Annotated in this window: 20 protein-coding genes and 1 tRNA gene; 15 read left to right on the forward strand and 6 right to left on the reverse strand. The window is 71.5% G+C overall.

Annotated elements, in window-relative coordinates; genetic code table 11:
• The first annotated feature begins 1 nt into the window (after nucleotide 1).
• Complete coding sequence (locus ACSMXX_RS22735; protein WP_473184919.1) at nucleotides 2–661, forward strand: response regulator; 660 nt, start codon at nucleotides 2–4, stop codon at nucleotides 659–661.
• 28 nt (nucleotides 662–689) lie between these two features.
• Here ACSMXX_RS22735 and ACSMXX_RS22740 read toward each other — a convergent pair whose 3' ends face one another.
• Nucleotides 690–2,156, reverse strand: a complete 1,467-nt coding sequence (locus tag ACSMXX_RS22740; RefSeq protein ID WP_473180542.1) for a S41 family peptidase — start codon at nucleotides 2,154–2,156, stop codon at nucleotides 690–692.
• 415 nt (nucleotides 2,157–2,571) lie between these two features.
• Nucleotides 2,572–3,306: a type 1 glutamine amidotransferase domain-containing protein gene (locus ACSMXX_RS22745; protein WP_473180543.1), complete on the reverse strand. Its 735-nt coding sequence runs from the start codon at nucleotides 3,304–3,306 to the stop codon at nucleotides 2,572–2,574.
• 242 nt (nucleotides 3,307–3,548) lie between these two features.
• Here ACSMXX_RS22745 and ACSMXX_RS22750 point away from each other — a divergent pair, with 242 nt between their 5' ends.
• Complete coding sequence (locus tag ACSMXX_RS22750; RefSeq protein WP_473180544.1) at nucleotides 3,549–4,457, forward strand: LysR family transcriptional regulator; 909 nt, start codon at nucleotides 3,549–3,551, stop codon at nucleotides 4,455–4,457.
• Nucleotides 4,458–4,592: 135 nt separating this feature from the next.
• Here ACSMXX_RS22750 and ACSMXX_RS22755 read toward each other — a convergent pair whose 3' ends face one another.
• Entirely contained in the window at nucleotides 4,593–6,701 is a 2,109-nt protein-coding gene (locus tag ACSMXX_RS22755; protein WP_473180545.1) for a hypothetical protein, read from the reverse strand.
• A 421-nt stretch (nucleotides 6,702–7,122) separates the two neighbouring features.
• Between ACSMXX_RS22755 and proB the strand changes: the two genes are divergently transcribed.
• Nucleotides 7,123–8,259 carry a glutamate 5-kinase gene (gene proB, locus ACSMXX_RS22760; protein ID WP_473184920.1) on the forward strand — a complete coding sequence of 379 codons (1,137 nt, stop codon included), beginning with the start codon at nucleotides 7,123–7,125 and terminating at the stop codon, nucleotides 8,257–8,259.
• A gap of 351 nt (nucleotides 8,260–8,610) precedes the next feature.
• Nucleotides 8,611–9,027: a hypothetical protein gene (locus tag ACSMXX_RS22765; protein ID WP_473180546.1), complete on the forward strand. Its 417-nt coding sequence runs from the start codon at nucleotides 8,611–8,613 to the stop codon at nucleotides 9,025–9,027.
• Nucleotides 9,028–9,093: 66 nt separating this feature from the next.
• On the opposite strand, the gene ACSMXX_RS22770 is transcribed toward ACSMXX_RS22765, so the two are convergent.
• Both ACSMXX_RS22770 and ACSMXX_RS22775 read right to left on the reverse strand, forming a co-directional pair.
• Nucleotides 9,094–9,753: a response regulator transcription factor gene (locus tag ACSMXX_RS22770; RefSeq protein WP_473184921.1), complete on the reverse strand. Its 660-nt coding sequence runs from the start codon at nucleotides 9,751–9,753 to the stop codon at nucleotides 9,094–9,096.
• A 37-nt stretch (nucleotides 9,754–9,790) separates the two neighbouring features.
• On the reverse strand, nucleotides 9,791–11,101 hold the full coding sequence (locus ACSMXX_RS22775; protein WP_473180547.1) for a sensor histidine kinase: 1,311 nt from the start codon (nucleotides 11,099–11,101) through the stop codon (nucleotides 9,791–9,793).
• A gap of 180 nt (nucleotides 11,102–11,281) precedes the next feature.
• Here ACSMXX_RS22775 and ACSMXX_RS22780 point away from each other — a divergent pair, with 180 nt between their 5' ends.
• From ACSMXX_RS22780 to ACSMXX_RS22795, 4 genes are all read left to right on the forward strand, one after another.
• Nucleotides 11,282–11,851, forward strand: a complete 570-nt coding sequence (locus tag ACSMXX_RS22780) for a YceI family protein (RefSeq protein ID WP_473180548.1) — start codon at nucleotides 11,282–11,284, stop codon at nucleotides 11,849–11,851.
• A 144-nt stretch (nucleotides 11,852–11,995) separates the two neighbouring features.
• Nucleotides 11,996–13,258, forward strand: coding sequence for a glutamate-5-semialdehyde dehydrogenase (locus ACSMXX_RS22785; RefSeq protein ID WP_473180549.1), 1,263 nt, complete (start codon nucleotides 11,996–11,998; stop codon nucleotides 13,256–13,258).
• Between the two features lie 94 nt (nucleotides 13,259–13,352).
• Nucleotides 13,353–14,258 carry an SCO2584 family spore wall biosynthesis protein gene (locus tag ACSMXX_RS22790; RefSeq protein ID WP_473180550.1) on the forward strand — a complete coding sequence of 302 codons (906 nt, stop codon included), beginning with the start codon at nucleotides 13,353–13,355 and terminating at the stop codon, nucleotides 14,256–14,258.
• Between the two features lie 254 nt (nucleotides 14,259–14,512).
• A complete protein-coding gene (locus tag ACSMXX_RS22795; RefSeq protein WP_473180551.1) occupies nucleotides 14,513–15,667 on the forward strand; it encodes an SCO2583 family membrane protein in 1,155 nt (384 codons plus the stop codon).
• 145 nt (nucleotides 15,668–15,812) lie between these two features.
• Here ACSMXX_RS22795 and ACSMXX_RS22800 read toward each other — a convergent pair whose 3' ends face one another.
• A complete protein-coding gene (locus ACSMXX_RS22800) occupies nucleotides 15,813–16,940 on the reverse strand; it encodes a M48 family metallopeptidase (RefSeq protein ID WP_473180552.1) in 1,128 nt (375 codons plus the stop codon).
• A 277-nt stretch (nucleotides 16,941–17,217) separates the two neighbouring features.
• On the opposite strand from ACSMXX_RS22800, the gene ACSMXX_RS22805 reads away from it, so the two are divergent.
• From ACSMXX_RS22805 to ACSMXX_RS22835, 7 genes are all read left to right on the forward strand, one after another.
• Nucleotides 17,218–17,379: a hypothetical protein gene (locus ACSMXX_RS22805; protein ID WP_171904209.1), complete on the forward strand. Its 162-nt coding sequence runs from the start codon at nucleotides 17,218–17,220 to the stop codon at nucleotides 17,377–17,379.
• 123 nt (nucleotides 17,380–17,502) lie between these two features.
• Entirely contained in the window at nucleotides 17,503–18,129 is a 627-nt protein-coding gene (nadD, locus tag ACSMXX_RS22810) for a nicotinate-nucleotide adenylyltransferase (RefSeq protein ID WP_473180553.1), read from the forward strand.
• Nucleotides 18,126–19,805: an LCP family protein gene (locus tag ACSMXX_RS22815; RefSeq protein WP_473180554.1), complete on the forward strand. Its 1,680-nt coding sequence runs from the start codon at nucleotides 18,126–18,128 to the stop codon at nucleotides 19,803–19,805. The genes nadD and ACSMXX_RS22815 overlap by 4 nt, the downstream gene beginning before the upstream one ends.
• A 76-nt stretch (nucleotides 19,806–19,881) precedes the next feature.
• A complete protein-coding gene (gene rsfS, locus ACSMXX_RS22820; RefSeq protein ID WP_473180555.1) occupies nucleotides 19,882–20,409 on the forward strand; it encodes a ribosome silencing factor in 528 nt (175 codons plus the stop codon).
• Nucleotides 20,406–21,086, forward strand: a complete 681-nt coding sequence (locus tag ACSMXX_RS22825; protein ID WP_473180556.1) for a histidine phosphatase family protein — start codon at nucleotides 20,406–20,408, stop codon at nucleotides 21,084–21,086. Before rsfS ends, ACSMXX_RS22825 begins: the two co-directional genes overlap by 4 nt.
• Before the next feature lie 171 nt (nucleotides 21,087–21,257).
• A tRNA-Ala gene (locus ACSMXX_RS22830) sits at nucleotides 21,258–21,330 on the forward strand.
• A gap of 58 nt (nucleotides 21,331–21,388) precedes the next feature.
• Nucleotides 21,389–22,282, forward strand: coding sequence for a carboxymuconolactone decarboxylase family protein (locus tag ACSMXX_RS22835; RefSeq protein ID WP_473180557.1), 894 nt, complete (start codon nucleotides 21,389–21,391; stop codon nucleotides 22,280–22,282).
• Nucleotides 22,283–22,459 lie beyond the last annotated feature (177 nt).

The following is a 22,459-nucleotide window of genomic DNA, read 5'->3' on the forward strand; positions in this document are numbered from 1 at the left end:
GATGTCCGAAACGTCCACCACCCGCATCCTCCTGGCCGACGACCACGCGCTGGTCCGGCGCGGCGTGCGGCTCATCCTCGACGGCGAACCGGATCTCACGGTCGTAGCCGAGGCCGGTGACGGCGCGGAGGCCATCGAGATGGCCCGCACTCACGAGATCGACCTGGCCGTCCTGGATGTCGCCATGCCACGCCTGACCGGTCTGCAGGCCGCGCGTGAACTGGCCGTGCTCAGGCCGGGACTCCGCATCCTCATGCTGACGATGTACGACAACGAGCAGTACTTCTTCCAGGCGTTGAAGGCCGGGGCGTCCGGATACGTACTGAAGTCCGTCGCCGACCGTGACCTGGTCGCGGCCTGCCGGGCGGCCATGCGCGGCGAGCCGTTCGTATACCCCGGCGCGGTCACCGCCCTCATCCGCAACTTCCTCGACCGCGCCCGCAGAGGCGAGGAGTCAGCCGACGAACTCCTCACCGCCCGTGAGGAAGAGGTCCTCAAGCTCGTCGCCGAGGGCCACTCGTCCAAGGAGATCGCGGAGATGCTGTTCATCAGCGCCAAGACCGTGCAGCGGCACCGGGCGAACCTGCTGCACAAACTGGGCTTGCGGGACCGTCTGGAGCTCACCCGCTACGCGATCAGGGCCGGCCTGATCGAGCCCTGAGACCCCTGACCCCTGAGACCGGGCTTTGTCAGCCGCGTCCTCGCAACTCGCTCCTCGCCCGGTCGAAGGCGGAATCGCGGTCGTGGGCGAACTCCTCGTCCGTGAAGACCGGTTCGGTGATGTGAGGCGGGATGCCCGTGCCGTCGAAGGTGCGGCCGTCGCGGGTGCGGAACTCCTCGTTCGGGAGCAGGAAGCGCCAGTCGTTCGGGAGGCGTCGCTCCATGGTGTCGGAGAAGACGCCCTGCGTGGGCTGCCCGATCCGCACCGTCCGTCCGGGCCGTTCCATCAGGGCCTGCGTGAAGGTCTCACCCGCACTGACCGTCGAGCCGCCCGTCAGCATCGCGACCGGCCCGGTCCAGCGGGCCTGTCCCGCTGCCGGCTGTACGTACGAGGGCTGAGGCCGGGTGAAACGCGTGGGGTCGGAGGGGTCGTTGCGTGCCGCCTTGGCGTACGCGAAGTAGGGCCTGTCGGTGAGGCGGGCGGCCAACTCCAGGCCCAGGCTGTCCGATCCGCCGCCGTTGATGCGCAGATCGACGATCAGTCCCTTGAGGCGCGCCGTGCGCTCCTTCGTCAGTACGGCATCGAGCGCTCGCCCCAACTCGGCGCGGTCGGCGGCGTATTCGCCGCTGTCCGTGTAGCCGGCGAAGCCAGACACGCGCAGATAGCCCTGCCCTCCGGGGAGGTCGGCGTAGCCGATGCGGCCGCCTGCGAACTCCCGCAGCTGCTTGCCCTTCAGGTCCCGCTTCTCGACGAACTTCCGTACTTTTGCGTCCAGTTCGGGGGTCGGCCGCTGTGTGCCGGGGCGGACCTGACCGAAGGAGCCGGTGTCTCCGGCCAGCACGGCCACATGCGCGTCGTACAGCGGTGTGACCATCTTGCGGAAGACGGCGAAGAGTTCGTCCTTGCTGGTGGCGGCGTCCACGCGGGGCCGGTACCGGTCGCGCACGGCGTGCCAGTCGACGCCCTTGGCCTCGAAGAACGGGTAGTTCTCCTCGAACGTCTGCCAGAAGACGTCGAAGCTCTTCACCGGGTCCTCGGGGTCTTCGGGGTCCTCGGGGGCGGGGCGGCGGCAAGGGCCGGGCAGCGCGTCGATCCGCCGCAGGTGGCGGTCGCCGGGCGATCCGTCCACGTGCATCGACGCACGGTTGCGGCTCCCCGCCCGGTGCAGCGTGAAGCTCTCCCCCTCGTCGGTGGTGTACCGGGCGGCCGTGCCGTGCCCGCCCGTCTGCTTGGCCGAACTGCCTTTCAGACAGCTCGCTTCGGTGGTCTGGTACTCCCGCACACGGTCTTCCCCGACGGACAGCACCGTGCCGTAACCGTCCATGCGCCACACCCCGGCGACCGGTCCGCCGACGTGCCGGTCCGCCGCAGCCGCGGACTGCCGGGCCTCCTCCGCGGAGGCGACGCTGAGCGCGGCGCTGGCCGTGACCGCCAGTACGACGGCAGCGGTGGCCGCTGCCTTCGCCGCGCTTCCGAACGAACTTCCCGTCTGCATGATCAAGCTTCCCCCGTCGGTCATCGGCTGCCGGTCATCGGCCGTCGGTCGGCGTCAGTCGACCGTTGGTCGGCCGACGGTCGGTCGTCGGTCCCGGTCGTCGGTCCCGGTCGTCGGTCGGTCGTGAATCGGTCTGCTCACACCATCGCCGGACCCGTCCCGCCTGCGACATCCCGCTGTCCGCCGCCTCGGGAGTGTGGGTATCCCCCCCGGACGTGGTGGGCCGGCCACCCCCGCCCGCGAAGCGACGGCCCGACCGCCGGCGAGGACTGCCGTACCGGGTCGCCGTCCGGATCGCCGTCCGGGTCGGCGAACCGGGTCGGCGTACCAGGTCGTGCACAGCGGCAGACATGAGCGGGCCCGGGGAGGCGGTCTTGCCTCCCCGGGCCCGTGGACACCGTCGCGCGGCCGTACGTCAGGCGGAGCCGCGCTCCTTGAGGGCCTGGACCACCTGACCTGCGGTGTCCGCGCTCGACTGCGGGTTCTGCCCGGTGATCAGATTGCCGTCGACCACGACCTTGCTCGCCCAGGCCGGACCGGTCTCGACCACGGCCCCGAGATCGCGGAGCCTGCTCTCCACGAAGTACGGGACCGCTTCCCCGAGGCCGCCCTGCCGCTCCTCCTCGTCGGAGAAGACGGTCAGCCTGCGCCCGGAGAAGACGAAGCCGGCGCCTGTGTCGCCGCTCTCCCCGCTCGCGCCGCTCGCGCTGAGCACCCCGGCCGGACCGTGGCACAGCGCCGCGACGATCTTGCCGCTCCGGTCGGTGGCGGCGAGCAGACGGCCGAGGTCGGCGTCGTGTGCCAGGTCCTCCATCGGACCGTGGCCGCCGGGGATGTAGACGGCGTCGTAGTCGGTCGCCGTCACATCTGCCAGCGCCAGCGGCTTCGCCAACTGGCCTGCCAGGGAGTCCAGATAGGCGCGGAACTCCTTCGCGTCGGCCTCCTCCACATTGCCGCGCTCGTCGAGGCTGATCGGGTCGACGGTGGGCTGTGCGCCGCCGGGGGTCGCGATGTCCACGTCGATGCCTGCCTCAGTCAGCACCCGGTGCGAGACGGCGACTTCCTCGGCCCAGTAGCCGGTCGGGTGGGCCGTGCCGTCGGCCAGGGTGAGGCTGTCGGCAGCGGAGACGACCATCAGGATCTTTGCCATGGCGGATCTTCCTTCTGTAGCTCTGTGGCTCTCTAGCTCTGTAGCTCTGGTGTTCTGTGGCTCTGCAGTTCTGCAGCTCTGTCGCCGGCCGGGCGCCCCGGCGGTCGCTCCCGCCGCGCCGGTGGCTGTTGCCGTGCCGGTGTCCGTCGTCCTCCACTTCAACACTCGCAGACCTCGGATTTCCTCCGCTAATCTGGCATCTGCCATCAGATTTCTTATGGCTGGACGATCTGGAGACTTGCGTGCCGGACCTCGATCTGCTGTCCACGTTTCTGGAGATCTACCGAGGCGGGTCGATCACCGCCGCGGCCGACCGGCGCGGGCTGAGCCAGCCCGCGGTCAGCGGTCAACTGGCCCGCCTGGAGGAGCAGATCGGCGAGCCCCTCTTCGTACGCTCGCGCCGCGGCGCCGTCCCCACCGAGCGTGCGTACGAGCTGGCACGGCGGATCGGCACCCACCTCGACGAGCTCCACCACGCCCTCGGCGACGGTGACGGCGACCAGGCGGACCACCGCGGCACGGTGCACCTGGCGGGCCCGTCCGATCTGATGGCCATGCGTGTGGTGCCCGCCCTCGCCCCGCTCACTGCCGGCGGGCTGCGGCTGCGGGTCACCCTCGGCCTCGCGGACGAGCTGCTGGCGGCGCTCGCCGCCGCCCGCGTCGACCTGGTCGTGTCCGCGGTGCGGCCCCGGCTGAAGAACGTGGTGGCGAAGCCCTTCGCCGACGAGGAGTTCCTGCTGGTGGGGCCGCCCGGACTCGCCCGTACGGTCGACCACGGCCGGCTGACCGGGGAACCGGTGGGCGCGCTCGCGCACCTGCCGCTGGTCGCGTACGGGGAGGAGCTGCCGATCATCCGCCGCTACTGGCGCAGCGAGTTCGGCCGCCGTCCGCCCAATCCGCTCGCGGTCACCGTTCCCGACCTGCGTGCGGTCCTGGCTGCCGTGGTCGCGGGCGCCGGGGTGTCCGTACTTCCGCGCTACCTGGCCGAACCGGCGCTCGCCGCGGGCTCGGTGGAGACGCTGCACCAGCCGCAGGTCCGCCCGCTGAACACCCTGTACCTGGCGACCCGCGTCGGCGGCCTCGCCCATCCCGCCGCGGCCGTGGTGCACCGTCAGCTGACCGAGCGCTCACGGGAATGGGAGCTTCTCTAGGGCGTGTCCGAGCCGGAGAGAGCGGAGCTCCGTGCCGCGTACGCACATGACGGAGGTCCCGGGAGGCACCGAGCTCGGCGCCTCCCGGGACCTCCGGACGAACAGACCGGCCGTCGGGCCTCGGGCCTCGGGCCGTCAGGCCGTGACCTGGTCGGCCTCCTCCGGGTCGGACGGCGTGCCGCCGTTCGCCGCGGCCTCCATCTCGGCTTCCTCCGCGGCCTCCTGGGCCTCCGTCTCGCGCTGGCCCGGGATCTCGCTCGTACGGCGGGCGACCCGCTCGTTACGGGCGACCGTGGCTTCGCACAGGTCGATCGCGGCCTGGTTGAAGCGCGTGATCGACGGCGGGTCCGAGGGGCCGAGGAGATGGACCTTCAGCTCCGCGCGGGCCTTGGCGAGGTCGTCCTTGGACGGCTCGCGCACCGCCTCCAGCAGCCCCGGGATCTCCTTCGCCTCGGGGGAGAGGATCGCGGCGGCCCGTACGGTCGGGAATCCGGCCCGGAACTCCTCCTCGGTCAGGCCGCTGGTGTTGGCGACCGCGTACGGCTTCTCGCTCGTCAGATAGTCCGAGACGACGGACGAGACATCGGAGATGAGCAGATCGGACTGGTTGAAGCAGGTGTAGATCGTCGGCCGGGGACCGGTGATGATCTGGTGCTCCCACTCCGGGAACGAGGCCCAGTTGGCGGCCTCCCAGGCGGCCGTCGCCGCCGCGACGCGCTCGGCGCGGTCCGCCTCCGGTGTGGACTGGAGCATCATCCGCTCCACCTCGTCCGCGCCGCGGCGGAAGGCGGTGGTCGTCAGCTCGTCCAACTCGCGTGCGCGGCGCTCCAGTTCGGCCGCGGCATCGGCGCCAGGACGCTCGCCGGAGCGCTTCGCGTTCGCCTCGGTGATCATCTCCTGGATGCGTGCGTTGGCGGCACCGGCGCGGGGGTCGACGGAGCCGGTCATCGGGTGCGGCTTGTACAGCAGCCGCACGCCCGGGTCGGCCAGCAGCGCGCGGACGATGTTCTCGCCGGCCAGGATGACGGAGGTGTTGCCCGGGTCGTTCGTCCAGCCCTCCCAGGTGGGGGCGTACAGAACGGTGGTGTACGTGCCCTGCGGCGGGCCGGCGTACGGCTCGATGGGCGAGAGCTGCGGGCGGCCGACCTCGACCACGTCACGGTCGTCGACGCCGATGTCGGCGAGCTGGTAGCGCTCGCGGGCGGCGGGGCCGGCGACCCAGACCTCGTCGTAGGCCTTGGCGTACGGGTTGCAGGAGGAGAGCTTGTCGCTCTCGCCGTGGTTGATGAAGGCGTGCTTGACGGTGGGGATGCGCAGCACCTGCGAGGTCTTGCCGGAGTTCGCCGGGTGCAGCATCACCTTGAGCGTCGAGTGCTCCAGATGCATCAGGTGCGCGACCTTCGGGATGCAGATGATCGGGACGTCCGTCGCTTCGATCTTCTGCACCATGAACCGCTCACGGAGCACGATGACCGGGTTGCCTTCGAGCTCGGCGAGCGTGGAGAGCCACATGTTCGCCTGGTACGCGGAGGTGGTGCCGCCCGAGAAGTACATGCCGACGGTGGGCTTGTACGCCGCCAGCCAGCGGCCGAGCCAGTCCAGGGCCTGCTGCTCGTTGGCGTGCCGCTTCTTCGGCAGCATCCAGGTGCCCAGGTACACGGCGCCGCCGAGGGACAGCGCGATGCTCAGACCGAGTCCGACGATGCCCCACACCTCGGTGTCGAGCGCCGCGCTCAGCATCAGCCCGACGGTGCCGGGGATGGAGAACCGCAGCAGACGGCGGCTGGGCTGCTTCGCCAGCAGGCGCGGGGGCGCGATGGTCAGACGCAGACCGGAGGCGTCGATGTTGCGCGTGAGGATCGGCAGCGTACGGCTGCGGCGCACGAACTGGGCGACGGCCTGGCACAGGAAGTGCGTGGCATAGGCGGCGAGCAGCAGAAGCGTCAGGGGGCGTTCGATGTCCGGCGGCACGTCGGGGATGCGTACCAGGCCGATGACGATGAGCATGTCTCGCAGCAGCTGGCGGGTGGTCACGTCGAAGCGGACCTTGCCGAGCAGGGCGAGCAGGCCCGGCTGCTGGTGCGTGAGGTAGAGATCGAGCGCGAGGCCCGCCACTGAGGCGACGATGAAGACCGGCACGTTCGGCAGCAGCGCGCCCGCGAGCTGTGCGGCGTAGAAGACCGTCAGCGCGAGCAGAGCCGTCAGCTGGACGGCGCGTCGGGTGGAGAGACCGGCAGAGGGCACGGGACTGGGCTCCTGGCAGGAGGTCGGGGGGCGGGATGGAAACCGGCCGGTGGGGGTGGCGGCCGTGGTCGACCACTGACCGTATGCCGGGCACCGGGCCGGTGACAATCTGCGTCGGGGTGTCCTGCGCCGATACGCGGACAAAGGTCATTATCCCCACCCGTCCACTGGTCGGAACGGGCGAGCGCCGCTGATCAGCACTCCCGTAGATTGCGGAGGCGGGCAAGCAAGCAGCGCGAGGCGGAGCAGCGGCACAGGCCGGAACCGTACGTGACACAAGTGACGTACGGGGCGAATACAGGAACGGAAACGCACGGGCGTGACAGAAGGAACAGACGGGCAGCGGGACATGGGCACCGACGCGGCAGCGGGCGCGGATCCCGGGGCGGGCGGTGAGCCGCGCGGTGCGCTGCGCGCCGATGTGGCGGGCGCGCGGCGGATCGTCGTCAAGGTCGGCTCCTCCTCGCTCACCACGGCCGCCGGCGGTCTGGACGCGGACCGCGTCGACGCGCTCGTCGACGTACTGGCCAAGCACGCCACGGCGGTGGACGGCGCGAACGACGGCTCCGCGCGTGTCCCGCAGCGGGAGATCGTGCTCGTCTCCTCCGGGGCCATCGCCGCTGGTCTCGCGCCGCTGGGCCTGCCGAAGAGGCCCCGCGACCTGGCGCGGCAGCAGGCCGCGGCGAGCGTGGGGCAGGGGCTGCTGGTCGCCCGCTATACCGCGTCGTTCGCGCGCTACGGGCGCCGCGTCGGCCAGGTGCTGCTGACCTCCGACGACACCAGCCGCCGCGCCCACTACCGCAACGCCTACCGGACGCTGGAACAGCTGCTGGCGATGGGCGCGGTGCCCGTCGTCAACGAGAACGACACGGTCGCCACGGAGGAGATCCGCTTCGGCGACAACGACCGTCTCGCCGCACTCGTCGCTCATCTCGTACGGGCCGACCTGCTGGTCCTGCTCTCCGACGTCGACGGGCTCTACGACGGCGACCCGGCTTCTCCCGGCACCTCCCGCATCACCGAGGTCACGGGCCCGGGGGACCTGGAGGACGTCGAGATCGGCAGCGCGGGCAGCGCCGGCGTCGGCAGCGGCGGCATGGTCACGAAGGTGGAGGCCGCCCGTATCGCCGCCGCCGCGGGTGTGCCGGTGGTGCTGGCGTCCGCCACGCACGCCGCGGACGCGCTCGCGGGCCGCCGCACCGGCACGTACTTCCACCGGACGGGCCGCCGCGCCGCCGGCCGGCTGCTGTGGCTCGCGCACGCGTCGACGCCGCGCGGTGCGCTCACGCTGGACGACGGAGCCGTACGGGCCGTCGTCCAGCGGCGCACCTCGCTGCTGGCGGCGGGCATCGCCGGGGTCGAGGGCGAGTTCGCGGCGGGCGACCCGGTCGAGCTCCGTGACGAGCGCGGGGTCGCGGTCGCCCGGGGGCTGGTCAACTTCGACGCGAAAGAGATCCCGCAACTGCTCGGACGTTCGACGCCGGAGCTGGCGCGCGAGCTGGGGCCCGCGTACGAGCGGGAGATCGTGCACCGCGACGACTTGGTGCTGCTCGACTGACCCGACCGCCCGTGCGTGCCCGTGCCCGGCGTGCCTGAAGTGCCCGGCGGAGTCCCGGGACCCGGGAGCCGCGGACCCGCACCGCACCGCCCCGCGCGGGCGGCGTGCTCGCCCGCGCACGAGGATCGCGTGCGCCTCTCGCCCGCACCCTTGCGTGAATGGTTCGTGCAAAGGGCGGGGGAGTGGTGTCCGAACCGTCATCGGCCGGGAGAGAAGACCAGCCTTTCCACGGACACCTTCCGGAAAACGGCCACGCGGCCGGTCCCGGGCTGGTCAACTCTTCAGTAGGGGTCGTGCGGCAGAGAAGCGGCGCCCGGGACCGAGAGCATCCACCGGACGAGGAGGCCATCCGTGAGACGGCTGGTCAGCGTTGACACAGAGCAGCGGGCCGAATCACGTACGGGCGCGGTTGCGGAAAGGCGAGATCACGCCCGGCTGTGGCACATCACCCTCAGCGTCGCCGGCAAGGAGGCCCCCCTCAAGGAGGTGCGCCGGTCGCTGGAGAAGCTCGCCTACGACCATCCCTTTCTCCTGAACAGCCGGTATGCGAACGATCACGCCGAGATCCGCTACTGGGAAGAGGCGCGCGACCTGCACGACGCCGCCGCCGTGGCGCTGCGCCTGTGGGGAGAGCACCGCAACTCGGCGAAGCTTCCCCCGTGGGAGATCGTCGGCCTCGAGGTCATCGGCCGCGAGACGTACCACCAGCGGGTGGCCGAGGGGTACGGCCCGCCGCCCGCCGCCTCCATGGGCATTCACCCCTTCTGAGCGCCCCTTCTGATCCGCTGTTCTCGTCTGCTCCGCTGTCCTCGTACCGGTGGCCGACGTGTCCGTTCACGCCTGCGGCCCGCCGACGATGCCCGCGTCGTGGGCGATCAGTCCGGCCTGCGTACGGTTCCCGCAGCCCAGCTTGTCCAGCACACGCGACACATAGCCCTTGACCGTGGCCTCCGAGAGGTGGAGCCGGGCCGCGATGCGCGCGTTGGGCAGGCCCTCGCCGAGGCAGGCCAGCACCTCGGACTCCCGTTCGGTCAGTGAGCCGATGAGCTTGCGCGCACGGTCGCGTGCGGAGTGGCTGTCGGACGACGCCGCGACCAGCCGTCTGGCAGCCGCAGCCGAGAGCACCGTGTGTCCTTCGGCGGCCACCCGTACGAGCCCGATGAGGTCCTCCGGCGGCGTCGACTTGACCAGGAACCCGGCGGCGCCGGCGCGCAGGGCGCGCAGCACGTACTGATCGGCGTCGAAGGTCGTCAGCACTACGACGGCCGGCGGATCGGCGAGTTCGCGTACGCGCTCGACAGCGGTCAGCCCGTCCACGCCGGGCATCCGCAGATCCATCAGTACGACGTCCGGTCTGCTGCGTACGACGGCCTCGACGCCTGCCCCTCCGTCGTGCGCCTCCTCGACCACTTCGATGTCGCCGGCCGAGCCGAGGATGGTGCGCAGGAATCCGCACACCATCGGCTCGTCGTCCACGACGACCACGCGGACCAGGCCGCGCCCCTCTCCGCCACCGGTGCCGGCCACGCCGCTACACCGCCGCTTCCGCGGTCGGTACGTAGGCGGGCAGCGTGGCCTCGACGCTGAAGCCGCCGTCCGGTGACCGGCCCGCGCGCAGTGTGCCGTGCACCAGTTCCAGGCGGCGGCGGAGCCCTGCGAGGCCGAGGCCCGACCCGGTGCCCGCGAGGGCGGCGGCGGTGGCAGCGGCGTCTGCGGTGGCGGCAGCGGCAGTGATCTCGGTGCCGGCGCCCGCACTCCTGACCGCGACCGCGCCGTCCGGGCCCGCCACCGCAGCCGGGGCCGTGTTGTGCACCGTGAGCCGCACCTGTGTCTCCCCGTACTCCACGTGCACGGTCACCTGTGCCCCGGGTGCGTGCTTGCGGACGTTCGTGAGCGCCTCCCGTACGACGCGGAACGCCGTGCGCCCCACGACCGGCGAGGCCAGTCTCTTGTCCCCGTCCTCGACGAGCTCGACAGGTGTCCCCACGGCCGCCGACTCCGCGACCAGTTCCGCGAGTCCCGCGACCGGCTCCGTCGGCGGCAGCCCTTCGGGCTCCGTACGCAGGATGCCCACCAGGTCGCGCAGTTCTTCCAGGGCCTGGCAGCCCGCCGCCCGCAGCTCCTCGGCGGCCTGCCGGGTCGTCTCGTCGGGGGCGGTCATCCGCAGGGCGCCCGCCTGCAGCGCCATCAGGCTCACCCGGTGCGTCACGACGTCGTGCATCTCGGCGGCCAGCCTCGCCCGTTCCTCCGCGCGGGCTTGCTCGGCGAGGAGGTGACGCTCGCGTTCGGCGCGTTCGGCGCGTTCCGTCAGGGCGCGTACGAGACGCCTGCGGGCGTCGAAGTACAGCGCCAGCAGCGGCCCCACGGCGGTGCGGAGCAGACCGATCATGACGACCGTGAACGACGGCTCCCAGGGCCGCGCGACGACGATGACGAAGGCGGCAAGCGCGACGAATGCGGTGCGCCGGCTGCCGGGCCGGTGGAAGACCGGCCCATAGGCGGCCACCGCCGTGGCGAACGGCGCCCACACGTTCCCCCGCTCCTCGGGCGTCAGCACACCGGCCGGCGAGATCAGCAGCGTCACCGCCAGCGTGAACACCCCCAGCACGGCCAGGACCGTGAGAGGAGCGCGGCGGCGGAAGACCAGCGAACCGCACGCCACGGCCTGCACACCCAGCATGATCCAGGCGAGTGTGCCGGGGTGCCGCGGCCACCACGTCTCCCCGGTCAGCGTCAGCGCCGTGTCCAGCAGTACGAAGAAGACGGCGACAGCGGCGTCCACGGCGACGGGATGACGGCTCAGCACCCCGCCCTGCCACGGCCCACACCGTCCGTCTGTCATGGCTGACACGGTATGTCAGCGCGGCGCGCCGGGAGTTGGCCGTGCGGCGACCGGGGACGAACGGCGGGTGCGAACCCCTACGAAAGTTCTGCGCACCGCCCGGCGGCGGAACTTACGTCGCCGCGAGTGGGGACGGTCCGCCCTGCCGCGCCGACCCCGCCCTGCCGTGGACTTGGAGCCATGGACACCGAACAGGACCGCAGCAGCGTGCCCGCCCCGCTTCCTGGGGTCACGCCTCCAGGGCTGGGCCGCTACGAGATCGACACCGGAAGCTCCACGATCGGGTTCACCACCCGGCACGTCTTCGGGCTCCTGCCGGTGCGGGGCACCTTCGCCGTCCGGGCGGGGACCGTCGACGTCGCCGAACCGCTCGCCGCGTCCGGCGTGCACGTGGAGATCGAAGCGGCGAGCTTCGACACGGGCAACCGGGCACGGGACGGCGCCGTACGGTCGGCACGATTCCTCGACGCCGGCCGCCACCCCGTCATGACCTTCGACGCGGGCGCGGGCGCCGGCGCGGACACGGTGGCCGAGACGGACGGGGGCGCGCGCCTGACCGGCACTCTCACGGCGCTGGGTGTGAGCAGGACCGTCCGCCTGGACGTCGGGGAGTGCACCGTGACACCGCGGGACTTCACCCTCCGCGCCACGGCCCGAATCGACCGCAAGGAGTTCGGGGTCACCGCGTCCCCGGGAATGGCCGGGCGCCACCTCGGCGTCTCCTTGCACATCCGGTGTGTGAAGACCTGATCACCGAGCCCGCAGCCGGGGGGAGGGGGAGACGGGACGGTCGCCGGTACGGGGGTCCGGCGGCCGTCCCGCGCCCGTCCCGCAGCCGTCCCGCACGGTGGGACGGCCCGCCGCCCGGCCGCGCCGCCCCCTAAGCTCGGAGACATGAGCGCAACGCAGAACCAGTCCGTCACCGAGACCGCCCGCCGCGCGAAGGAGGCCGCCGCCGAACTCGCCCCGCTGCCGCGCACGGTCCGTGACGCGGCGCTGCTCGCCGTGGCCGACGCGCTCACGGCCCGTACGGCCGAGATCGTCGCCGCGAACGCCGCGGACGTGGCGAAGGCCCGCGCCGCCGGGACCCCGGACGCCATCGTCGACCGGCTGACACTCACCCCGGAGCGGATCGCGGCCATCGCCTCCGACGTGCGCGACGTCATCGCGCTCCCCGACCCCGTCGGCGAGGTCGTACGCGGCTCGACGCTGCCCAACGGACTCGAACTGCGCCAGGTCCGCGTACCGCTCGGCGTCGTCGGCATCATCTACGAGGCCCGCCCCAACGTCACCGTCGACGCCGCCGCGCTGTGCCTGAAGTCCGGCAACGCGGTGCTGCTGCGCGGCTCTTCGTCCGCGTACGCCTCCAACGGCGCCCTGGTCCAGGTGGTTCGCGACGCGGTCGCCGGCGCCGGGGTGCCCGCCGACGCCGTGCAGCTCGTACCGGGCGAGAGCAGGGACAGCGTGCGCGAACTGATGCGCGCCCGCGGCCTGGTGGACGTGCTGATCCCGCGCGGCGGCGCCTCGCTCATCCGCTCCGTGGTCGAGGAATCCACGGTTCCGGTCATCGAGACCGGCGTGGGCAACTGCCATGTGTACGTCGACCAGGCCGCCGACATCGACACGGCCCTCGCCGTCCTCGTCAACTCCAAGGCGCAGCGCCCCAGTGTCTGCAACGCCGCCGAGACCGTCCTCGTACACGAAGGAGTGGCGGCCGAGTTCCTGCCGCGCGCCGTGGAGGCCCTCGCCGGAGCCGGCGTGACGGTGCACGGCGACGAGGCGTGGCAGAAGGCGGGCGCGGACGTCGTACCGGCCACCGACGAGGACTGGGGCACCGAATACCTCTCGTACGACATCGCGGCGGCGGTCGTGCCGTCGCTGGACGCCGCGGTGCGGCACATCCGCGAATGGACCTCGGGCCACACGGAGGCGATCGTCACGAGGGACACCGCCGCGGCACGGCGCTTCACGGCGCTCGTCGACTCGACGGCCGTGATGGTCAACGCGTCCACGCGTTTCACCGACGGCGGCCAGTTCGGTTTCGGCGCGGAGATCGGCATCTCCACGCAGAAGCTGCACGCGCGCGGGCCCATGGGCCTGCCCGAGCTGACGTCGACGAAGTACGTGGTCACGGGGGACGGTCACACGCGCGACTGACCCATCGGGCGGCCACGCACGGCCCGTTGCTCCGGTTCTGACGGAATCCTGGTTCTCCCTGCCCTTATAGACCGCAAAGGTCTACGCTGACAGCGTGCCGGACGACGTGGGGGGCCAGCCGTTTCCGGACGGTGAGGGGCCCGAATACCACTACGGGGCCGCGGACGACGAGTTCGCCGCCCTGGTGCTCGATGAGGACTTCGTGCGGTCCGCCGCAATCCACGAGCCCACCGCCGTCGAGCGCATATTGGCCGCCGCGCAGTCGCACGCCGAGAGCGAGACTGTCCGCGGCTTCGAGGACGGCTATGTGTACGGGCCGGGCACCGAGGGCGAGTTCGGCCTCGACGACGACCCGGACGGCACAGCCGGCCAGGACGGCCTGTCCGGCCCGGAGGACCTGGACGACGACTCCGACGACGACGAGGGCCGGTTCGACCGCTCCGACTACACCGAGTACCTGGAGCCGGCCGACGGAGACGAGTACGACCACTACGAGTCGTACGGGCCGTACGAGTCCTTCGGTCCCTACAACGGCGACGGCCCGTACAACCACAACACCTTCGGTGACAGCGGGCACTACGGCCCGTACCAGTACGGCCGGTTCGCCCCCTACGACCAATACGACCAGTACGGGCAGTACGGGCAGTACATCCGCTTCGGCGTGAACCGCCGCTACGACCCCCGTTTCGACCTGGGCGAGGAGCACGGCTCCGACTTCCGCCGCCGCCCCGCGCACGCCAAGCACGGTGCCGCCTCGCGGCGCCGTCCGTACCGTCCGTACCGCGGCCACGCCCGCTGGCAGCGGCCCGTCGCCTGGCTGCTCGCCCTTGTGATGGGCATCGGCATGGTCGCCCTCGCCCTGGGCGCCGTGTACCGCGGTACGTCGCAGCAACGCCAGGACCCTTCGCCTCCGCCCGCGACGACGGGCGTCGACTCCTCCGGCGGCGACGGCGCCGCGCAGCGGCTGACCGGCATACCGGCCCAGTCGCGTCCGGGCTGAGCCGGGCGGCCCGCGCAGGTCCCGGAAGTCTCATAGGCCGCGCAAGTCCTTAATCCCCGCAAGCCCACAAGCCCCACAAGTCCCGCAAGTCCGACGGTTCTCCGCGCCCACACAGCCCCCGCCGGTCCCTGCCGCCCCGTACGGTCACCGGTTCGTCACGCCGGGGCGACGAGGTGTTCACGAACACCTGTATCCGCCGGGTTGCCCGTGCACAGAAGCGTTTACGTGGGGCCAGCCGGACCTACTCTGTTGTTATGGCCGGGCGAGGCAATCCCCCAGAGGGAACACCCGACGACGCCTCCGGGGGCGACGACGAGTATCGCGAAGACTACCGATCCGTCGTCTTCGACGAGTCCTTCATCAAAGCTGCGCGGCTCCAGGAGTTCTCCGCGCGCGAGCGCCTGGAGGACGAGGAGCACGCAGCCGTACGCAACCGCGCCTTCGCGCCCCCCGGCGAGAGCACGGACCCGGGGCTGGAGACCACATACGGCCGAGGCTCCATCACCGCGTCCCGGCAGGGCATCGTCCTGGTGCTGCTGATCGTCCTCGCCTTCGGCACCGCCATCTACATGGGCATCCGCAACCCCTACCAGGCCCCGCCCGAACCGCCCGCCGATCCGATGCGCAACTCGCTGCTGCCGCTGGCACCCCGCGACGAAGTGCCCGGCGCCACGCCCGCGGACCTCTTCAAGCACAGCCCGGCCGCCCAGTTCCGCGGCGGAGCCGACGGCGTGACGCTGCCGGCGGCGCGCCGCATGCGGCACTTCTCCGAGAGCCAGGTGCTGTCCGCCCTGACGGCAGCCAAGGAGTACATCGTCACCAGTTCGCTCGACCCGGCGGTGCTCAGCGGGAACTCCGTACGCGACATACGGATAATGCTCGACCCCGCGCAGCAGGAGCAGTTCGACCAGAGCATCGACCACCCGCGCAACGACGGACGGCATTCCGCGACGGGCTGGATGGTCCGCTTCGACCCGTCGAAGACGACGCTCGCCGACCCCCGTATCCGGGTCAACGGCACGCTGACGGTGCAGGAGGCGGGCGCCGACGCCCTCGAGGTCGTCGCGGACCACGTCTTCGTCTACGCGGTACGGGCGACGGAGGAGGGCGACGGCAAGAAGGCCGAGGAGAAGTCGTCCCTGTTCACCGTGCGGCGCGAAGTGCGTTTCCAGATCGACCGCGAGGATCTTCGGCGGCAGCAACTGAGCGTGCAGCAGGTCTCGATGCGCGCCGGGCCGCTGCCTTGCTCCGCCGACATGTCGGACGCGCTGGCTCCGCTGATGGCCGGCGAGAAGGCCAAGGACGACGGGGCGGCGGGCACGGACCCGTATGCGCGCGGACGGTCCTCGGCCTCGCTGTGCGGCGTGCTCTCCACCAGCTCACAGCCGAGCCCGGCCGCGCAGAAGTAGGACCGGACGGCGGCCTCAGGGCCTGCCCGTCCGGTGCGGACTCCCGCGTGCCGGGCTCGTGCTGAGGGACTGCGACTCGTGCCGGGTGGGGGAGCTGGGCGTGAACCGGGGTGTGTGCCGGGTGTGACGGCGACCGCGGTCCGGCTCAGCCGGAGCTGCTGCCGCCGCCCGAACCGCTGCCCCCTGAACCGCTGCCGCCCGAGCTGCCGTTGCCGTTCCCGTTCCCGTTGCCCTCGCCGCCGCCGCCGGTCCGTCCGGTGAAGGTGTCGCGCAGCTTGCCGCCCAGGTCGCCGGCGCCGCCGGCGATGTCGCGGACGAGCCCCATCAGCGGGTCCTTGCTGTTCTTGAACGACTCGGTGTAGTGGTCGGCCGACTGCTTGAACGAGTCGGAGACGGACGTCTGCTTGTCGTCCTCACGCCGCGGGTAGTGGCCGTCCATGAGGCGCTGGTAGTCGCGGCTCTCGGCCCACTTCTTCAACTCGGCGGCGCGCACCGCCGTGAAGGGGTGGCTGCGCGGCAGCACGTTCATGATCTTCAGTACGGAGTCGCGGATGTCGCCGCCCGACTCGTACTCCTCGGCCTGCGCGAGGAAGGAGTCCACGTTCATCTCGTGCAGGTGGTTGCCGCCCGCGAGCTTCATCAGCCCGCGCAGTGACGCCGCCAGGTCCTGCCCGACGAGCAGCCCCGCACGGTCCGCCGACAGTTCCGACTTGCGGAACCACTCGCGCAGCGCCGTGACTATCGCCATGATCGCGACGTTGCCGAGCGGAATCCAGGCGACCTTGAGCGCGAGGTTGGTGAGGAAGAGCAGGATCGTGCGGTAGACGGAGTGCCCGGACAGGGCGTGTCCGACCTCGTGGCCGATGACCGTCCGCATCTCCTCCTCGTCCAGCAGCTCGACGAGGCCCGTGGAGACGACGATGACCGGCGCGTCCAGCCCGATGCACATCGCGTTCGGATTCGGGTCCTGATTGACGTACATCGGCGGGACCTTCTCCAGGTCCAGTATGTAACAGGCGTCCCGCAGCATCGAGTTGAGATGTGCGAACTGCTCGTCGTTGACGCGCACCGAGTTGGCGAGGAAGAGCAGCCTGAGGCTGCGCTCCGTCACGAGCCCGCTCAGCGCCTTGAAGACCGAGTCGAAACCGCTCAGTTTGCGCAGCGCCACGAGCGCCGAGCGGTCCGACGGATGTTCGTACGCCCGGGAGGAGATCCCCGGGAAGCGGCGCCGGTTGCGGCCGGGCAGCCGCTCGGTGCCTGCGTTGTCGCTCATCGCGTTCCCCCTGTCGCTTGTCTCACCGTTCACGGTGGGTTGAGGTCAGCCTAGGCGCTCGGAACCGGAATGCCCGGGGCGAACGCGTCCGGTGGGAACCCCGGACGTGAGGTGGAGACGTCGTACGGGCCCCGGAAGGTTGCGCGGGGGACGGGACCGGAGAGGCCGGGAGGTGAGGCCCGGGCGAGAGGTGGCGTGAGCCCGCCGAAGGGCCCCGCATACGATGTGCAGCACACGAACCGATGTCCGGCCCACACGTGGATAGGTCCTGCCGACGATGATGCTTCCCAGCACCGCCCACCACGCCTTCGCCGCTCTCGCCTCCGAGGGGGGCGAGCACGGGCACGACCCCGTCCTCCCGTACCTGACCGGTGGCGGGTCGCTGCTGGCGCTGCTTCTGCTGCTGTGGATCACCACGCGCTTCAACCGGGACCGCTGACCCGAGCCGTCTCCCGGCACGTCCCGGGTGTCCGCGTCTCCGGCTGACGCCGTCGCGCAGGCGGCCTCCGCGTCGTACGGGCGGAGCAGCGGAGTGAGGATCGAGGGGATAAGGTCGGCTCGCATGGGAGAGCACATAGTGCCCGGCACCGGCAAGCGGCGGCTGGGGGTGATGGGCGGGACCTTCGACCCGATCCATCACGGGCACCTCGTCGCCGCCAGCGAGGTGGCCACGCGCTTCCACCTCGACGAGGTCGTCTTCGTGCCGACCGGGCAGCCGTGGCAGAAGACCCACCAGCAGGTCTCGCCCGCCGAGGACCGCTATCTGATGACGGTCATCGCGACGGCCTCCAACCCGCAGTTCTCGGTCAGCCGCATCGACATCGACCGCGGCGGCCGCACGTACACAATCGACACGCTGCGTGATCTGCGGGCCGCGAATCCGGAGACCGACCTCTTCTTCATCACCGGTGCCGACGCCCTCGCCCAGATCCTCGGCTGGCGCGACGCCGACGAACTCTTCTCCCTCTCCCACTTCATCGGGGCCACCCGGCCCGGGCACACGCTGACCGATCCCGGTCTGCCCGACGGCGGGGTGTCACTGGTGGAGGTCCCGGCCCTGGCCATCTCCTCGACGGACTGCCGCGAACGGGTGCGGCGGGGCGACCCCGTCTGGTATCTGGTCCCGGACGGCGTCGTGCGCTACATCAACAAGCGGGGGCTGTACGGGGAGGAGGCGCCCCACACATGAACGAGCGCTACGGATACGACCAGTACGGGCAGCAGCAGGGCGGGCAGCCGTCCGGCGAGCCCCGCTTCCTCGGGTACGACGAGTACGGGCAGCCGGTCTACGGCTACGACGAGAGCGGGCCGTACGGGGCGCCGCCGCAGCAGCAGCCCGGAGAGCCCGGCCGGCCGGCACAGCCCGAGCCGCAGGGATACGGCTACCAGGGCCACGAGGGCCAGGGCTACGAGAGCCAGGGCTACGAGGGCCACGGCGCCTACGGCACGTACGGAGCGCAGGCGCCAGCGGAGCCGTACCAGCAGGCACCCCCGCAGCAGACGCAGCAGGACTGGATTCCGCAGCAGACGCAGCGGCAGCGGGACGCGGGAGCGCCCGCGGCCGGCGGAGGCAGCGGCGTCCGCGCGGGCGGCCAGGGCCATGACGCCGACGGCGGATACCACACGGAGCAGTTCTCCTTCGTCGAGGAGCAGGCCGACGAGTCCGAGGACGTCATCGACTGGCTGAAGTTCAGCGAGAGCCGCACCGAGCGCCGTGAGGAGGCCAAGCGCCGCGGCCGCAACCGCGTCGTCACGCTCGTCGTCGCCCTCGTCATGGTGGCCGCGGGCGGACTCGGATACCTCTGGTACGCGGGCAAGCTGCCCGGCCTGAGCGCGGACGAGGGCGGCGCCGCCACGACAGCCGGTCAGCAGCGCGACGTGATCGTGGTGCATCTGCGCTCACTGGACGGCGGCGGCAGCTCCACGGCGCTCCTCGTGGACAACGCCGACGCCAAGCGCGGCAACACCGTGCTGCTCCCGAACTCCCTCGCGGTCTCCGGTGAGAACGGCACCACGACCACCCTCGGCAAGGCGGTCGAGGACGAGGGCACCGCCCCGACCAGGGAGGCGCTCGGCACGCTGCTGGGCGCCGACATCAAGGGCAGCTGGCGCCTGGACACCCCGTACCTGGAGAACCTGGTCGAGCTGGTCGGCGGCATCAAGGTCGACGCGAACGCCACCGTCCCCGGTGAGAAGAAGGGCGACGAACCGCTCGTCGAACGCGGCAGGACGCAGACCCTCGACGGGCAGGCGGCGGTCGCCTACGCCACGTACCGGGGCCGCGGCGAGCCGCAGACGCGGCAGCTCGAGCGCTTCGGCGAGGTCATGCACCAGACGCTGCGGAAGCTCTCCAGCGACTCCAAGTCGGCGACGAGGACCGTCGAGACGCTCGGGCAGATCCCCGACCCGTCGCTGCCGGAGGGGGAGCTGGGTGCCTCGCTGGCGAAACTGGCGAGCCAGGCCAAGGACGGTGCGTACAAGACCCAGACGCTGCCCGTCAGGGCCAACGGCACGCTCAGCGGACGTACGAGCGACGGCCTGGTGAAACAGGTGCTGGGCGGCACGGTCAAGAACACCGACCCGGACGCGGCCCCCAGGGTGAAGATCGTCAACGCGAGCGGCGACCGCGGCAGCGACGACGCGGCCTCCGCGGCGCTGGTCAACAGCGGCTACACCGTCGTCAAGGGCGGAGCCGGCAGCAAGGCGCAGGCCCGCTCCCAGGTGACGTACGCCGGAGGCAAGTACAAGGCCAAGGCGGAGGAAGTGGCGAAGACGCTCGGACTGCCCGCAAGCGCGGTCCGCAAGGGCAAGGAAGCGGCCAACGCCGATGTCGCGGTCGTGCTGGGCAGGGACTACAAGCAGTGAGAGCCCCGGCCAGGCGTGAGATCCTGGTTCCCGACACGCACACACGTCCACCGCTTCCGATTCGAAAGCTTCGCCTGTGACCGTCACGGACCGTTCCATCGAGCTGATCGACGCCGCCGCCCAGGCGGCAGCGGACAAGCTCGCGCACGACATCGTCGCCTACGACGTCAGCGACGTGCTCGCCATCACCGACGCCTTCCTGCTCGCCTCCGCACCCAACGACCGGCAGGTCAAGGCCATCGTCGACGAGATCGAGGAGCGCCTGCTGAAGGAGAAGGGCGCCAAGCCGGCCCGCCGCGAGGGCGAGCGGGACGGGCGCTGGGTGCTACTGGACTTCATCGACATCGTGGTGCATGTGCAGCACAGCGAGGAGCGGGTCTTCTACGCGCTGGAACGGCTCTGGAAGGACTGCCCCGAGCTGGACCTGCCCGAGGACGCCAAGGCCACGCGCGGCAAGGACCGCGAGCACGCCGTGCAGGAGGCGGCCGCCGGCGGCCAGGACGGCAGCGGCGGCCAGGGCTCCGGCTCGGGCTCGGGTCCGGCGGACGGCTCCGGGGCCTACGAGCGCGCGTCGGAGCGGGGCGGAAGTGACGGCGCCCGGTGACGGCGCAGCCTGCCGTGACCCCCACGCCCGCTCCGCCCGAACGCCGCGACCGCAGGGTCGTCCTCTGGCGGCACGGCCAGACCGCGTGGAACCTGGAGCGGCGATTCCAGGGCTCCACCGACATCGAGCTGACCCCGGCAGGCCTGGAGCAGGCCCGTCGCGCCGCCCGTCTGCTGGCCGCGCTGCGCCCTGACGCGATCCTCGCCTCCGACCTTCGCCGTACGGTCGCGACGGCAGCGGAGCTCGCAGCCATCACCGGGCTCGACGTGACGCACGACGAGGCTCTGCGCGAGACCTACGCGGGTACGTGGCAGGGCCTCACGCACGAGGAGATCGTCGAGCGGTACGGCGGGGAGTACGCGGCGTGGAAGCGCGGCGAGCCCGTGCGGCGCGGCGGCGGCGAACTGGAGACCGAGGTCGCCGAACGGGCGGCGCCGGTCGTGGAGCGGAGCGTGGAGAAGCTGCCGCCTGGCGGGACGCTGGTCGTCGTCAGCCACGGCGGCACGATCCGTACCACCATCGGACGGTTGCTCGGCCTGCTGCCGCACACCTGGGAAGCGCTCGGCGGGCTCTCCAACTGCTGCTGGTCCGTGCTGGGTGAGGGTGCGCGCGGCTGGCGGCTGCTGGAACACAACGCGGGCACGCTTCCGCAACCGGTGCTCGGAGACGACGACTAGACGACTGGCGTCCGGTGCCCGGTGCCCGGTGCCCGGTGCCTGGCGCAGGGTCTCTGGCGCCTGGTCTCTGGTGCCTGGCGTGATTTCCCATCCGGTCCGGGCACCGGCTAGGCTTCCTCCCGTTCACGAGGCGGCGTTCCGTTTCCGCGTCGGCCGGTGCGTGAACTCCCCGGGGCTATAGCTCAGTTGGTAGAGCGCTTGCATGGCATGCAAGAGGTCAGGAGTTCGATTCTCCTTAGCTCCACAACGTGTCACGACCCGAACACTCGGCCGTCTCACGACCTCGACGTGACGGAGTCCCGATGAGACTGTCCGTTCTCGACCACGGCCACCGCCGCCGCGCCAAGCTGTTCCTGGGACTCACCTCGGCAATGTCGCGTGTGGACAGCCCGGACATCGTGAAGATGCTGCTGTACCGGCCTGGCTTTCTCACCCGTCCACTGCTGGAGCTCACCGCCGACGCGATGCGCGGGCCGTCGTACTGGACCGCGGGGGAGCGCGAATACCTCGCGATGTGCACCGCGCAGCTGCACCAGTGCCCGTTCTGCATCGACTCGCACGCCGAGCTCACCCGCATCGCCGGCAACGGCGAAATCGACCCGGACGATCCCGCGTCGGCCCGGCCGCAACTGCGCGCCGTCCGGGACTTCCTCGACCTGGTCAGCCGGACGCCGGACAGCGTGAACGCCACCGACGCCGCCGCCGCGACCGCCGACCTGCCCGAGCACGCGTTGCTGGAGGCGCTGCACGTCAACCTGGTGTGGAACATCGTCGACCGCCTGGCCAACGCGTTCGGCTTCACCCTCCGCGAGGGCCAACTGCACAGCGGCACCCGCGCACTGCACCGGTTCGGCTACCGCTTCCCCTCCTTCCTGCTCGCCGACGGCCAGGCCACAGGTCACGGTGAGGCCGTGGCCGACCTGCGCCACGCGGTGCTGGACGCGCCCGCTGTCACCGACCCGTCGCTGCGCGCCGCCGCCGCGGCCGGTGCCGCGCTTCCCGAACCGTGGCAGTCCTACGCCACGACCGTCCGCGACGCCTCGTACCGGATCACTGACACCGACATCGGCCGACTCGTCGCCGCCGGTCACTCCGAAGACGAGATCTTCGAGGTCACCGTCGCGGCGGCGGTCGGCGCGGCGCTGCGCAGCTTCGATGCGGCCCGGAAGGCACTGGAGCAGAAGCCCACGAGCTGAAGCGAGCGGCCTGTCGAGAACGGCCGCGGCCGTTCGTCCTCCGGTGATCGGCCAACGGTGGCTTGTCCAGGGACGGCGGGCCCGGCATCCTGCTTGCAAGGGCTTTCCCCCCGTGACCATGGAACGTGCGATGCGCGGACGTTGGGCGGGAATGTCCAGTGGTGCGGGCCGGAACCG

The organism is Streptomyces sp. DSM 116795 (assembly GCF_055792905.1).